The organism is Pseudomonas sp. PLMAX (genome assembly GCF_046042685.1).
GTDB lineage: Bacteria > Pseudomonadota > Gammaproteobacteria > Pseudomonadales > Pseudomonadaceae > Aquipseudomonas > Aquipseudomonas putida_AE.
On sequence record NZ_CP064949.1, the window covers coordinates 2,117,000 to 2,130,384 of the forward strand.

At 61.3% G+C, this 13,385-nt stretch carries 14 protein-coding genes; 8 read left to right on the forward strand and 6 right to left on the reverse strand.

The features are described 5' to 3' along the window. Window positions 1-328: 328 nt before the first annotated feature. Window positions 329-1,309: an FAD:protein FMN transferase gene (locus DKB71_RS09715; RefSeq protein WP_408601070.1), complete on the forward strand. Its 981-nt coding sequence runs from the start codon at window positions 329-331 to the stop codon at window positions 1,307-1,309. A 207-nt stretch (window positions 1,310-1,516) separates the two neighbouring features. After that, window positions 1,517-2,911: a Si-specific NAD(P)(+) transhydrogenase gene (gene sthA / locus DKB71_RS09720; protein ID WP_077047123.1), complete on the forward strand. Its 1,395-nt coding sequence runs from the start codon at window positions 1,517-1,519 to the stop codon at window positions 2,909-2,911. Window positions 2,912-2,953: 42 nt separating this feature from the next. Here the strand turns inward: sthA and DKB71_RS09725 are convergent, their stop codons facing one another. Together DKB71_RS09725 and DKB71_RS09730 are read right to left on the reverse strand one after the other, a co-directional pair. After that, on the reverse strand, window positions 2,954-3,676 hold the full coding sequence (locus DKB71_RS09725; protein ID WP_408600197.1) for a glycerophosphodiester phosphodiesterase: 723 nt from the start codon (window positions 3,674-3,676) through the stop codon (window positions 2,954-2,956). Window positions 3,677-3,690: 14 nt separating this feature from the next. Continuing rightward, window positions 3,691-4,272, reverse strand: coding sequence for a PilZ domain-containing protein (locus DKB71_RS09730; protein ID WP_274077066.1), 582 nt, complete (start codon window positions 4,270-4,272; stop codon window positions 3,691-3,693). A gap of 94 nt (window positions 4,273-4,366) precedes the next feature. On the opposite strand from DKB71_RS09730, the gene DKB71_RS09735 reads away from it, so the two are divergent. From DKB71_RS09735 to DKB71_RS09745, 3 genes are all read left to right on the forward strand, one after another. Next, entirely contained in the window at window positions 4,367-5,617 is a 1,251-nt protein-coding gene (locus tag DKB71_RS09735; RefSeq protein ID WP_408600198.1) for a lipoprotein-releasing ABC transporter permease subunit, read from the forward strand. A gap of 7 nt (window positions 5,618-5,624) precedes the next feature. After that, window positions 5,625-6,308 carry a lipoprotein-releasing ABC transporter ATP-binding protein LolD gene (gene lolD / locus DKB71_RS09740; protein ID WP_274077064.1) on the forward strand — a complete coding sequence of 228 codons (684 nt, stop codon included), beginning with the start codon at window positions 5,625-5,627 and terminating at the stop codon, window positions 6,306-6,308. A 66-nt stretch (window positions 6,309-6,374) separates the two neighbouring features. Beyond that, window positions 6,375-7,619 (forward strand): lipoprotein-releasing ABC transporter permease subunit, encoded by a 1,245-nt coding sequence (locus DKB71_RS09745; protein ID WP_323627535.1) that lies wholly within the window; start codon window positions 6,375-6,377, stop codon window positions 7,617-7,619. A 123-nt stretch (window positions 7,620-7,742) separates the two neighbouring features. On the opposite strand, the gene DKB71_RS09750 is transcribed toward DKB71_RS09745, so the two are convergent. Next, window positions 7,743-9,092, reverse strand: coding sequence for a heavy metal sensor histidine kinase (locus DKB71_RS09750; protein ID WP_408600199.1), 1,350 nt, complete (start codon window positions 9,090-9,092; stop codon window positions 7,743-7,745). Beyond that, the gene (locus tag DKB71_RS09755) at window positions 9,092-9,772 is read right to left on the reverse strand and encodes a heavy metal response regulator transcription factor (protein WP_274077061.1); all 681 of its coding nucleotides are present in this window, start codon (window positions 9,770-9,772) and stop codon (window positions 9,092-9,094) included. Before DKB71_RS09755 ends, DKB71_RS09750 begins: the two co-directional genes overlap by 1 nt. A gap of 174 nt (window positions 9,773-9,946) precedes the next feature. Between DKB71_RS09755 and DKB71_RS09760 the strand changes: the two genes are divergently transcribed. Both DKB71_RS09760 and queF read left to right on the forward strand, forming a co-directional pair. Beyond that, window positions 9,947-10,450: a plastocyanin/azurin family copper-binding protein gene (locus tag DKB71_RS09760; RefSeq protein ID WP_408601071.1), complete on the forward strand. Its 504-nt coding sequence runs from the start codon at window positions 9,947-9,949 to the stop codon at window positions 10,448-10,450. Window positions 10,451-10,511: 61 nt separating this feature from the next. Next, window positions 10,512-11,342, forward strand: coding sequence for an NADPH-dependent 7-cyano-7-deazaguanine reductase QueF (gene queF, locus DKB71_RS09765; RefSeq protein WP_323627538.1), 831 nt, complete (start codon window positions 10,512-10,514; stop codon window positions 11,340-11,342). A 119-nt stretch (window positions 11,343-11,461) separates the two neighbouring features. Here queF and DKB71_RS09770 read toward each other — a convergent pair whose 3' ends face one another. Continuing rightward, window positions 11,462-11,725, reverse strand: a complete 264-nt coding sequence (locus tag DKB71_RS09770; RefSeq protein ID WP_408600200.1) for a DUF4404 family protein — start codon at window positions 11,723-11,725, stop codon at window positions 11,462-11,464. Window positions 11,726-11,834: 109 nt separating this feature from the next. Continuing rightward, window positions 11,835-12,464 (reverse strand): HAD family phosphatase, encoded by a 630-nt coding sequence (locus tag DKB71_RS09775; protein WP_408600201.1) that lies wholly within the window; start codon window positions 12,462-12,464, stop codon window positions 11,835-11,837. 186 nt (window positions 12,465-12,650) lie between these two features. Between DKB71_RS09775 and DKB71_RS09780 the strand changes: the two genes are divergently transcribed. Then, window positions 12,651-13,340, forward strand: coding sequence for a VacJ family lipoprotein (locus DKB71_RS09780; RefSeq protein ID WP_274077056.1), 690 nt, complete (start codon window positions 12,651-12,653; stop codon window positions 13,338-13,340). Window positions 13,341-13,385 lie beyond the last annotated feature (45 nt).

Consider the following 13,385-nt stretch of genomic DNA (forward strand, 5'->3'; position numbering starts at 1 on the left):
TCATTCACACCACAAATCCCCCCTGTGGGAGCTAATGCTGTTCACTTAAGCATGGTGTTGTTAAGAACTGGATTGGGGGATATACACCTAATCCAAATATCCACCTGAAGCCCTCCAACCTAAAGTGAACAGCATTACCCTGTGGGAGCGGGCTTGCTCGCGAAGGCGGCGTGTCAGGCAACATCATTGGTGAATGACACTACGCCTTCGCGAGCAAGCTCGCTCCTACAGTTCTATCGCATAATGGCTCAGCTTGGCGTTGGGTCAGGAAGTGCTTTGGGGAGTGGGGGATTTGTTGAACAGGTGGCAGGCCGTTGTTTTTGTGTTGATGGGCACCTTGTCCGCCTGCGGCAATGGCGAATCCATGGAAAGCTTCGGCGGGCCGACCATGGGCAGCACCTGGTCGATCAAGTACGTGCGACACGCCGGCCTTCCTGCCCCGGCAGAGGTCCAGGCTCAGGTGGAAAAGATCCTGGCTGAAGTCGACCGGCAAATGTCGACCTACCGCAGCGACTCGGACATCGAGCGCTTCAACGCTTTGCCCGCCAATCACTGTCTGGTCATGCCCGCGCCGATCCTCGAATTGGTCCGCGTCGGCGAGCAGTTGTCAGTGCAAAGCGAGGGCTCTTTCGATTTGACCGTGGAGCCGCTTCTGAATCTCTGGGGTTTCGGCCCACAGGCCCGTGAAGAAAAAATCCCCACTGCCCAAGCGCTGGCCGATGCGCGCCGACGTGTCGGTCACGAGCATCTGCGCATCGACGGTGACCGGCTGTGCAAGGACGCCGCCGTCGAAATCGACTTCAACAGCATCGCGGCCGGTTATGCGGTGGACAACATTGCCGCGAAGCTCGAGACCATGGGCATCCACGACTACCTCGCCGAAGCCACCGGCGAACTCAAGGCGGCCGGCCACAAACTGGACGGCACTCCTTGGCGCATCGCCCTGGAGGAACCCCGCGACGATCAACAAGTGACCGAGCGCATCATCGCCGTCGACGGCTATGGCCTGTCCACGTCCGGCGACTACCGACATTATTTCGTACAGGGTGGCCAGCGTTTTTCCCACACCCTCGATGCCCGGACCGGTACACCGGTCTCACACAACCTGGCGTCAGTCACGGTGATTCATCCTTCAGCGCTGATGGCCGATGGCTTATCGACTCTGTTGCTGATTCTTGGCCCGGAGCGGGGCTGGGACTACGCGGAAAAACACGGCATCGGCGCATTTTTTGTGATGCGCACCGATACAGGTTTCGTCACACGCAGCAATCAGGCTTTTGCACGCCTGAGTGGCGAAAAAACCGAATGATAACGGCGATTCAGGCATTGAAACCTGGCGTTGTAGTGCAGGCAAAACTAGCCTACGACGCGACCAAGGGTTAATGTGCGCGGCGTTGACGCTTCTATAGACTGTGTCCGGGTTCTGCATGGGCCCCAAATTGTTCCTTCATGCCACATATTGGCGTGATTTAGCCGCAGGTGCCGCTGGCGCCACGGCCTGTTCTGAGGAGTACGCATGGCTGTCTACAACTACGACGTGGTGGTGTTGGGTTCCGGCCCGGCGGGGGAAGGCGCGGCAATGAACGCCGCCAAGGCAGGACGCAAGGTGGCGATGGTCGACAGCCGTCGCCAGGTCGGCGGCAACTGCACTCACTTGGGCACCATCCCGTCCAAGGCACTGCGTCACTCGGTCCGGCAGATCATGCAGTTCAACACCAACCCGATGTTCCGGGCCATTGGTGAGCCGCGCTGGTTCTCGTTCCCGGACGTGTTGAAAAGCGCCGAGAAAGTGATCTCTAAGCAAGTCGCCTCGCGCACCGGCTACTACGCCCGTAACCGCGTCGATGTGTTCTTCGGCACCGGCAGTTTCGCCGACGAGCAAACCATCGAAGTGGTCTGCGCCAATGGCGTGGTGGAAAAACTGGTGGCCAAGCACATCATCATCGCCACCGGTTCGCGCCCTTATCGCCCGGCCGACATCGATTTCCATCACCCGCGTATCTACGATAGCGACACCATCCTCAGCCTCGGCCACACCCCGCGTAAACTCATCGTTTACGGCGCCGGCGTGATCGGTTGCGAATACGCCTCGATCTTCAGTGGCCTGGGTGTGTTGGTCGAGCTGGTGGACAACCGCGGCCAGTTGCTGAGCTTCCTCGACTCGGAAATTTCCCAGGCGTTGAGCTACCACTTCAGCAACAACAACATCACTGTTCGCCACAATGAAGAGTACGACCGTGTCGAGGGCGTGGACAACGGTGTGATCCTGCACCTCAAGTCCGGCAAGAAGATCAAGGCCGACGCCTTGCTCTGGTGCAACGGCCGCACCGGCAACACCGACCAGCTGGGCCTGGAAAACATCGGCGTGAAGGTCAACAGCCGTGGCCAGATCGAAGTCGACGAGGCGTACCGCACCGGGATCCAGAACATCTACGGCGCCGGTGACGTGATCGGCTGGCCGAGCCTGGCCAGTGCCGCCCACGACCAGGGCCGTTCGGCCGCTGGCAGCATCGTCGACAACGGCAGCTGGCGCTTCGTCAACGACGTACCGACCGGGATCTACACCATTCCGGAGATCAGCTCGATCGGCAAGAACGAGCAGGAGCTGACCCAGGCCAAGGTGCCGTACGAAGTGGGCAAGGCGTTCTTCAAGAGCATGGCCCGGGCGCAGATCGCCGGCGAGCCGCAAGGCATGCTGAAGATCCTGTTCCACCGTGAAACCCTGGAAGTGCTGGGCGTTCACTGCTTCGGCTACCAGGCATCGGAGATCGTGCACATCGGCCAGGCGATCATGAACCAGCCGGGCGAGCTGAACACCTTGAAGTATTTCGTCAATACCACGTTCAACTACCCGACCATGGCCGAAGCCTATCGGGTCGCCGCGTACGACGGCCTCAACCGGCTTTTTTGAGCGGCTCCGGCCGGTGGCCTGAGCCGGCCGGGGAGACCGATTTCAGCAATTCTCGAGCGTGGCAGTGGCCAAACCGGGAAAGTCTGTAATCAGGCTGTCAACGCCGAAATCAGCGAGCCTGCGCATCAGCGCGGGTTCGTTGACTGTCCACACCGACACATGCAGCCCCTGGCGCTGCGCCTTCTGCAGGCGTTCCGGCGTACACAGGGTCCAGTTCAGCGCGAGGATCTCGCAGCCGTAGCCTTGGGCGACCTTTAACGGGTCGAGCCAGGCGTATTCGGCCACCAGGCCGCGGGACACGTCCGGCACCAGGTCCAGGGCCGCCTTCAACACTTCCCGCGAACTCGAGGTGATGGTGATCCTGTCCAGCAGGCCATGCCGTTGGGCCATTTCGCGAATCGCCAGCACTGTCGTCGCGGCGCGGGTGCGTGAAGCGCTCTTGACCTCCAGTTGCCAGTGCTCGAAATCGCATTGCTCGAACAGCTCTTCGAGGGTCGGGATCGGGCACGGTTTGATCCAGCCCGGGCCACCCTTGCGCGCGTCGTAGGTCACCAGTTCCGCTGCAGTGTGCTCGACCACCTTGCCGCGCCGGTCAGTGGTGCGCTTGAGCGTCGGGTCGTGGATGACCATCAGCTCGCCGTCCAAGGACAGGTGCAGGTCCAGTTCACAACGGCGTACGCCGTGCTTGAGACATTCCTGAAAGCTGGTCAGGGTGTTTTCCGGTGCTTCGCCCTTGGCGCCGCGGTGGCCGTAGATGAGGGTCACGATTATTCCTTTATTTAAATGCCTGATTCGTTCAGTTCGCGGGCCAGGCGTCGTTCCTGGGCCTGCTTCTGCAAGATATGGCGCGCCAACAGTTGCCGCTGGGCATCGGTCAGGTGTTCGAACTCGGTGCCGACATCAAAGCCATCGCCCTTGCGGTCGCAATGGGTGACGCGCGCGCGCAGCAACAGGCCCAGGGCCTGGGGCATCAGCACCAGCTTGATCGACAGGCGCGAACCGGCGGCGATGGGGGAAGGGTGCTGGAAGTCGATGCCGCCTTCGGAGATGATCACCGGCTGCGGTTCGCCGATCTGCCCGAGCACGGTGATGGCGATCACCTGGCTGAGCAGATCGATGCGCTTGTTCTGGGATTTGAGGAACGCCGCGAGGTTGCGGTCGCGCTCGCTGATCTGGCGCAGCAGGTGCTGCGACTCGAATTCGCTCAGGTGCAGTTCGCTGAGCAGATTGAACAGTGGGGAAGCATCCTGCAACACTTCCTGCCCGGCGGCTTCGAGGGCGGACAGGGGCCGAATTTCCAGTGCGATCATGTCCTCGATACGGTAGTATTCGCGGCGATCTTCTTCATCTAATGTCGACATGGCGAACCCATGGTAGCGGCGGTGGTCTGAGTGTAAAGCTGGTTATCGACCCCCGCCACAAGGACGTTCCTTTTCCCTCCGAACAAGCCCCGACATGTTCAGACCTCTCTTCGTATTTATCGGCACGCGTTATACCCGTGCAAAGCGTCGCAATCATTTTGTGTCATTCATTTCCCTGACCTCGATGATCGGACTCGCCCTTGGCGTGGTCGTGATGATCGTGGTGCTGTCGGTCATGAACGGCTTCGATCATGAGATGCGCACCCGCGTGCTGGGCATGGTGCCCCACGCGACCATCGAATCCGGCGAGCCGCTCAGCGATTGGCAGGGCCTGGCCGCCAAGGTCAAGCAGAACCCACAGGTGACGGCCGTGGCGCCGTTCACGCAGATGCAGGGTTTGCTGACCAACAACGGCAAGGTCAACAAGATCCTGCTCAATGCCATCGACCCGGCACAGGAACGCCAGGTGTCGATCATCGACAACTTCATGACCCAGGGCAAACTCGACGACCTGGCGCCGGGCGAGTTCGGCATCGTCATCGGCGACAAGGCGGCGGCCAAGCTCGGTGCGGCCATTGGCGACAAGCTGACGTTCGTCGCGCCGGAAGTCACCGTGACCCCCGCCGGGATGTTCCCGCGCATGAAGCGCTTCACCGTGGTCGGCATCTTCCATGTCGGCGCCGGCGAGCTCGATGGTTACCTGGGCATCACCAATCTCCAGGACCTGGCGCGCCTGCATCGCTGGAAGCCGGATCAGGTGCAGGGCCTGCGGCTGAAGTTCGACGACCTGTTCCAGGCGCCGCGCACGGCGTGGAGCATCGCCCGCGAGCTGGGCGAGGACCGTTTCTATGCCCGCGACTGGACCCGCACCCACGGCAACCTGTACCAGGCGATCCGCATGGAAAAAGCCATGATCGGCCTGTTGCTGCTGCTGATCGTCGCGGTCGCTGCGTTCAACATCATTTCCACGCTGGTGATGGTGGTGAACGACAAGAAGAGTGACATCGCGATCCTGCGCACCGTCGGTGCCACGCCGGGCACGATCATGCGCACGTTCATGGTCCAGGGCACGGTGATCGGCGTGGTCGGCACGGCCATCGGCGCGGTGGTCGGGATCTTCGCCGCGCTCAATGTCAGCGCGGCGATCTCGGCGCTTGAAGGCCTCATCGGCCACAAATTCCTCAACGCCGACGTGTATTTCATCGATTACCTGCCGTCGCAGGTGCAGAGCCAGGATGTCCTGATGGTCTGCTGCGCGGCGTTGGTCCTGAGTTTCCTCGCCACCCTGTATCCCGCCTGGCGTGCCGCGCGCACCCAGCCGGCGGAGGCGCTACGTTATGAGTGAGTCGGGCATGAGTGATAAAGCAATCTTGAGCTGCCGCAGCCTGGGCAAATCCTACGAGGAAGGCCCGGAGTCGGTGGAAGTGTTGGCGGGCCTGCAACTGGAGTTGCACCCGGGCGAGCGTGTGGCGATCGTCGGCAAGTCGGGCTCGGGCAAGAGCACCTTGCTCAACCTGCTGGGCGGCCTCGATACGCCGACCAAGGGCAGCGTCTGGCTCGACGGCGAAGAGCTGTCGGCGCTGAGCGAGAAAAAACGCGGGCTGCTGCGTAACCGCGCCCTGGGCTTCGTGTACCAGTTCCACCACCTGCTGCCGGAATTCACCGCCCTGGAGAACGTCTGCATGCCGCTGCTGATCGGCAAGACCGCGATTCCCGAGGCGCGTCAACGTGCCACCGCGTTGCTGACGCGGGTAGGGCTGGGCCACCGACTGGAGCACAAGCCGGCGGAGCTGTCCGGTGGCGAACGCCAGCGCGTGGCCATCGCCCGCGCCCTGGTGAACAATCCGGGCCTGGTGATGCTCGACGAGCCGACCGGCAACCTCGACTCCCACACCGCCCAGGGCATCCAGGACTTGATGCTGGAACTCAGCACCTCGATGCGCACGGCGTTCCTGGTGGTGACCCACGACATGAACCTGGCCCGCCAGATGGACCGCGTCCTGCATTTGCAGGAAGGTTGCCTGACGCCTATCTGACCGGTTGCAACCCGACGGCACTGAAAAGCCAGTCGGGTTTTCTATTTTTATACGGTGCCCCAGCGAATGTTCAGACCGTTATCGATCTTTATCGGCACGCGCTATACCCGCGCCAAGCGCCGCAATCGCTTCGTTTCCTTCATCTCGATGACCTCGATGATCGGCCTCGCCCTGGGCGTGCTGGCCATGATCGTGGTGCTGTCGGTGATGAACGGCTTCCAGCGCGAAATGAGCTCACGCATCCTCGGCATGGTCCCGCATGCGACCATCGTCGGGGTCAATCCCATCGATGACTGGCAGCCCGTTGCGGCGGCCGCGATGAAAAACCCGCAAGTCACGGCCGCCGTGCCGTTCACCGAGATGGAAGGCATGCTGTCCTACAAGGGCACGATGCAGCCGATCCAGGTCAGCGGCGTCGATCCGGCGCTGGAAGGCAAGGTGTCGATCGTCGCCCAGCATATCGTCCAGGGGCGCCTGGATGCGTTGAAGCCGGGCGAGTTTGGCGTGGTGATCGGCGAGATCACGGCGCGGCGGTTTCGCCTGAATGTCGGCGACAAGATCACCCTGATCGTGCCGGAAGTCAGCAATGCGCCGGGCGGCATCACCCCGCGCATGCAACGGCTGAACGTGGTCGGGGTGTTCAAGGTCGGTGCCGAACTGGACGGTTCGATGGCACTGATCCACATGGCCGATGCCGCGCAGATGCAGCATTGGGCGCCGAACCAGGTGCAGAGCGTGCGCCTGGCGGTGAAGGACCTGTACGCCGCGCCGCAAGTGTCGAGCGACATCGCCACGGGGCTGGGCGCCGCCTACAAGGCTGACGACTGGACCCACACCCAGGGCAGCCTGTTCAGCGCCATGAAGATGGAAAAAACCATGATTGGCCTTTTGTTGCTGATGATTGTCGCGGTGGCGGCATTCAATATCATCGCCACCTTGATCATGGTGGTGAACGACAAGGGCGCGGACATCGCGATCCTGCGCACCATCGGCGCCACGCCAAGGCAGATCATGGCGATCTTCATCGTCCAGGGCACCGTGATCGGGATTGTAGGCACCCTGATCGGCGGCGTGCTGGGCGTGATTGCGGCGTTGAATGTCAGTGCCATGGTCGGCTGGGTAGAGCGGGTCAGCGGACAGCACATCTTCAGTTCCGATGTGTATTTCGTCAGCAATTTGCCGTCTGAATTGCAGGGTGCGGACGTTGCGCTGATCTGCACGGCGGGGTTTGTCATGAGCTTTTTGGCCACGGTTTATCCGGCGTGGCGTGCGGCGAAGATCGAGCCGGCTCACGCGTTGCGTTATTCGTAAACGCTGATACCGCTATCGCCGGCAGGCCAGCTCCCACAGGGATCGCGTCGTACACAAATTATGTGAACGTCACAAAATACTGTGGGAGCTGGCCTGCCGGCGATGAGGCCGGCCCGGCTAGCCTTAATCTCCCTTGGGCAACTCAATCACAAACCGCGTCCACCCATCAGCCGATTCACAACGAATCTGCCCACCATGGGCACGGATGATCGACTGGGTAATCGCCAATCCCAATCCCGCATGCTCACTGCTGCCTTCATGTCGCGCCGGATCAGCCCGGTAGAAACGATCAAACAGGCGCGGCAGCAAATCCGCTGAAATCCCCTCACCGCTATTTTCCACCGTCAGCCTCAAGCCCTCGGGCCGATCGACAATCCGCACCCGAACCTCGCCCCCAACCGGGGTAAACCGCAGCGCATTGTCCAGCAAGTTGGACAGCGCCCGGCGCAACATACTGCGGTCACCCTCGATGCATGCATTTCCGTCGCGGCTCAAGGTGAGTTGAGTGTCCTCGGCCAGGGGCGCAAAAAACTCCAGCAACACATCCACTTCCTCCGCCAGATCCAGCGGTTCGCGCTTGGGCATCAACAAACCGTGGTCGGCCTTGGCCAGGTACAGCATGTCGTTGACCAGTTGGGCCATCCACTGCAGTTCTTCGAGGTTGCTGTGCAGCGCTTCGCGATAATCCTCGAGGGGGCGCTCACGGGTGAGGGTGACCTGGGTGTGGGTCAGCAGGTTCGACAGCGGTGTGCGCAGCTCATGGGCAATGTCGGCGGAGAAGGCCGAGAGCCGTTGGAAGGCGTCGTCAAGTCGCCCTAGCATGGCGTTGAAGTGGAGGGCCAATTGCGCCAGCTCCGGCGGCATGTTGTCTTCCGGCAGGCGTGCGTTCAGCGAGTGCGCCGAGACCCCACGGGCGACCGCGCTCATGCGGCGCAACGGTCGCAACCCGCTGCGCGCGGCCCAGGCACCCAGCAGGGCAGTGGCCAGGGCGGACAGGCCGACAGTCAGCCAGATCAGGTGTTGCATGCGTTGCAGAAAATGCTGGTGATGGGTGATGTCCAGCAGCAGGGTCAGTTGCGGCGAATCGACCTGGTCGGGGTACAGCGGTGCGTTCAGCACGCGATAGTCGGTGCCGTCGTGGCTCACCGTGGACAAGCCGGGCTGGCGCGGCAAGGTCGGCGGCAGGCGCGGGGAGCTGTCATGCCAGCGGCGGCCATCGCTGCCACTGATGCGCAGTGACAGGTCGGCCTGGCGACTCAATTCGTCGGCCAGCCGGGCTTGACCTTCGCTTGATTGGATATCCGGCAATGCCCTTCGTAATCCAACAAGCTTGGCGTCCAGCAACTGTTGGTCGAGCTCGATGAAGTGCGCCTCACTGGCGCGGCTGAACAGAAACCCGGCGAACAGCGAGACCACGGCGGTGCACGCGGCAAACAATAGTGCCAGGCGCGCGCTCAAGGACAGCCGGCGCATCAGGGCTGGCGCTCTTCAAGCACGTAGCCCATGCCGCGCACGGTGTGGATCAGTTTGTTCGGGAACTCGTCGTCGATCTTCAGGCGCAAGCGGCGGATCGCGACTTCGATGACGTTGGTGTCGCTGTCGAAATTCATGTCCCAGACCTGGGAGGCGATCAGCGATTTGGGCAGGACTTCGCCCTGGCGCCGCAGGAGCATTTCCAGCAGGGCGAACTCCTTGGCGGTCAGGTCGATGCGCTGGCCGCTGCGCTCGACGCGGCGACGGATCAGGTCCAGGCGCAGGTCGGCCAGTTGCAGGCAGGTTTCCTGGGGTGGGGTGCTGCCACGGCGCAACAGGCTGCGGACCCGCGCGAGCAACTCGGAGAAGGCGAACGGCTTGACCAGGTAATCGTCGGCGCCCAGCTCCAGGCCGTGTACCCGGTCTTCCACGGCGTCCCGGGCGGTGAGGAACAGCACCGGCGTGTCGAGGCCGGCGCTGCGCACCGCTTGCAGGATCTGCCAGCCATCGCGACCGGGCAGCATCACATCGAGAATCAGCAGGGCATAGTCACCGCTCAGCGCCAGTTGCTGACCGGTGCTGCCGTCGGCCACCAGTTCCGTGGTGAACCCGGCCTCGTTAAGGCCCTGGCGCAGGTAATGGCCGGTTTTCGGTTGGTCTTCGACGATCAGCAGTTTCATGGGCGACTCGGGCTAAATGGCACGACAGCGTTATACCTTGGGCGACGACGCTGCAGGCCAAGCTGACAAAGTTGTAATCTGGCTGTCAGGTAACGGGCAGCGGTGGCAGTTTAGAGTTTTCCACAGGCTGAACCTTGATCTTGTTGGAGTACTTCGATGTTTTTGCGTAAATCCATGTTGTTGGCCAGCTGTCTGTTGGCACTGAGTTCGCCAGTTTGGGCATCGCCGGCGCAAACCTGGGATTTTGGTCAGCCGGCATCGGCCGCCAAGGCGAGCCGCAGCGTCGAGGTGGTCATGGGTGACATGACGTTCACCCCCAAGGCGATCGAGATCAAGGCCGGGGAAACGGTGCGCTTCGTGCTGGTGAATAAAGGCCAGTTGCTGCACGAATTCAACCTCGGCGATGCCGCGATGCATGCCAGGCATCAGCAGGAAATGCTGCAGATGCAGCAACACGGCATGCTCACGCCTACCGGCGTGAGGGCAATGGACCACAGCGCCATGGCCGGAATGGGCCATGCCATGCAGCACGACGACCCCAACAGCGTGCTGGTGGAGCCTGGCAAGACCGCCGAGCTGACCTGGACGTTCACCAAGGCCACCAGTCTCGAATTTGCCTGCAACATCCCCGGTCATTACCAGGCCGGCATGGTAGGCAAATTGACTGTCAGTCAGTAAGCACTCAAAGGCTGCGGCAAAGGCTGGTAGAATCCGCTGATTCTTCAGTCAGGTTTCCGCCATGCATCCCGCAGCCGAACACTCGCCGCTGGGCAAATCCAGCGAATACATTGCCACTTACACGCCGTCCCTGCTGTTTCCGATCCCGCGCACCGCGAAATGGGCGGAGCTGGGCCTGACGGCTGAAACACTGCCGTATAAAGGCGTGGATTTCTGGAACTGCTTCGAACTGTCGTGGTTGTTGCCGTCGGGCAAACCGGTGGTGGCGATCGGCGAATTCAGCATTCCGGCGGATTCGCCGAACATCATCGAATCCAAGTCGTTCAAGCTCTACCTCAACTCCTTGAACCAGACGCCGTTTGCCGACACCGCCAGCCTCGAATCGACCCTGGCCAAGGACCTGTCGGCCGCCGCCGGCAAGACCGTGGGCGTGCGCATCCGCAGCCTGAAAGAAGTCGAGGCCGAAGGTGTGGTGGCATTGCCAGGGGAGTGCATCGACGATCTGGACATCAGCGTCAGCACCTACGAGCACCCGCGCCCGGACCTGCTGCGTTGTGATGATTCGCGCATTGTCGAAGAGAGCGTGCACAGCCATTTGCTCAAGTCCAATTGCCCGGTGACCAGCCAGCCGGACTGGGGCAGCGTGGCGGTGGAGTACCGTGGCGCGGCGCTGGATCACGCGAGCTTGCTTGCGTACATCGTCAGCTTCCGCCAGCACTCGGACTTCCATGAGCAGTGCGTGGAGCGGATTTTCCTTGATCTGCAGCGGTTGCTGAAGCCTGAGAAATTGACGGTGTATGCGCGGTATGTGCGGCGGGGTGGGTTGGATATCAATCCGTATCGCAGTACCGAAGAAGTGCAGCTGCCGAACCATCGCCTGGTCCGTCAGTAAATGATTTGTAGGAGCAAGCTTGCTCGCGATGGAGGTCAACGATGACGCGGGAAGCCTGACTCCCCGCGGCGATCTCTGGTTTTTCGCGAGCAAGCTCGCTCCCACATGTATCTGCAGGATCAGATGCCCATGCTGTGCAGGGCCGTGCCAATCCGGCGCAGGGCGTCGGAGAGGGTCGGGTGTTCGAGTTCGAAGCGTTCGACGGCCATGTTGACGTTATCGGCGAGGTTGACGTCCTGGGTCTTGGTTTCGAGCTCCAGCTCAAATTCAATCTGTTGCATCAGCTTGTGCAGGTCTTCGCGCTCGACTTCGGTCAGCGGAGGATTCTGGTCCAATTGCTCGCGCAGGGCATTGAGCTGATCTTGCAGTTCGCGGGCAGACATGGCGTTCTTCCTTTTATCGATAGGCACTGGCATAGACCGCGACGGCGCGTCAAAGGTCTATGGCTTATCTTTAGATTAATCCACTCGCGCCTAACCTGCATGATCTGTATCAGGGCTTTTCGCCCTTGAGCCGACGCAAGCTGATGTCTGCCAGGCAAGTGTCGAGTTCACCGAGGTGATCGATCACTGAATGCACGCCCAGGCCGAACAGCTGCACTGTGGCCTTGCTGCGCTTGATGTCGCGTTCCTGTGCGGACAATGCCTGCCATTGCGCCGGCGACAGCCCGCAGAGCGAGCCGCAGGAGGCCAGGCCGATGGTCCACAACCCGGCATTGAGACCCGATTGCAGCAGCCGCGGTTCGCCACTGACCAGCACGCAACCTTCCAGGCGTTCGATGTCCAGGGCCATCAAGGCTTGCCAGCACGCATCCGGTGCCGGCCAGGGTTTGATTGTTGCAAGCTGTTGCAGAGGCTGCGAAGGCTTGATCCATTGCGGCAGGCCGATAGCCAAAGCATGGCTGGTCGAGGGAGGTAGTTCATCGAGCCAGGCGCAGGGGATCTGCTGGCGCTGCAAGCTGTGCAGACTGTCCAGGGCGCCGGGGGTGACCTCGGCGTGATCGGCACCATGGCTGGCCTGAAAGCGCATGCAGGCGCCGAAATCCACCAGGCAACCACTCAGGCCGAACAGCACGGCAGTCAGGTTTGGCGCGGTTTGCGGGGTGATTTCGGCGTGTGGCATGTCTACGTCCCTGAAATAGCCTCGAGGCTAAAGGGCGACGGTGACAGTTGAGTGACACTGTTGTGAATTGCTCGCCCTGTGAGGGGGGCGGGTCCAATACTGCCTAAAGTGGCAGTTACGTCTTATACTGTCGATCTTTGCGCCGGGCCAAGCGCCCCGCGACGTTACAGTCCAAGGAGTTTTTCTATGCGCTGGAGCAATCCTCTCGCTCGGCTTTGTGTGTGCGCCAGTGCGCTGCTGGTTCCGTTTGCTGCCCAGGCAGCCTCGGAAGATGATCCTTGGGAAGGCGTCAACCGTCCGATCTTCGAGTTCAACGACTTCGTCGATACCTATGCCTTGAAACCTTTGGCCCAGGGCTATCAGTTCGTGACGCCAGAGTTTCTCGAAGATGGCATCCACAACATGTTCCGCAACGTCGGCGATGTGACCAACCTCGCCAACAATATCCTCCAGGTCAAACCTCACGCGGCGGGTATCGACACGGCGCGCCTGCTCTTCAACACCACCTTCGGCCTGCTGGGCTTCTTCGACGTGGGTACCCACATGGGCCTGCACCGCAATGACGAAGACTTCGGCCAGACCCTGGGTTACTGGGGCGTTGGCAGTGGTCCCTACGTGATGTTGCCCCTGCTCGGCCCAAGTACGCTGCGTGATGCGCCCTCGAAGTACGTCGACGGCTACACCGGCCCGTACCGCTACATCCACGATGTACCGGTGCGTAACTCGATCTTCGGCCTGAACATTGTCGATACCCGGGCGAGCCTGCTGTCCTCCGAGAAGCTGATCACCGGCGACAAGTACACCTTCATCCGCAACGCTTATCTGCAAAACCGTGAATTCAAGGTGAAAGACGGTCAGGTCGAAGACGATTTCTGATCTCGACCGGTAAGAACAAGGCGGCCAACGAGCCGCCTTGTTCGT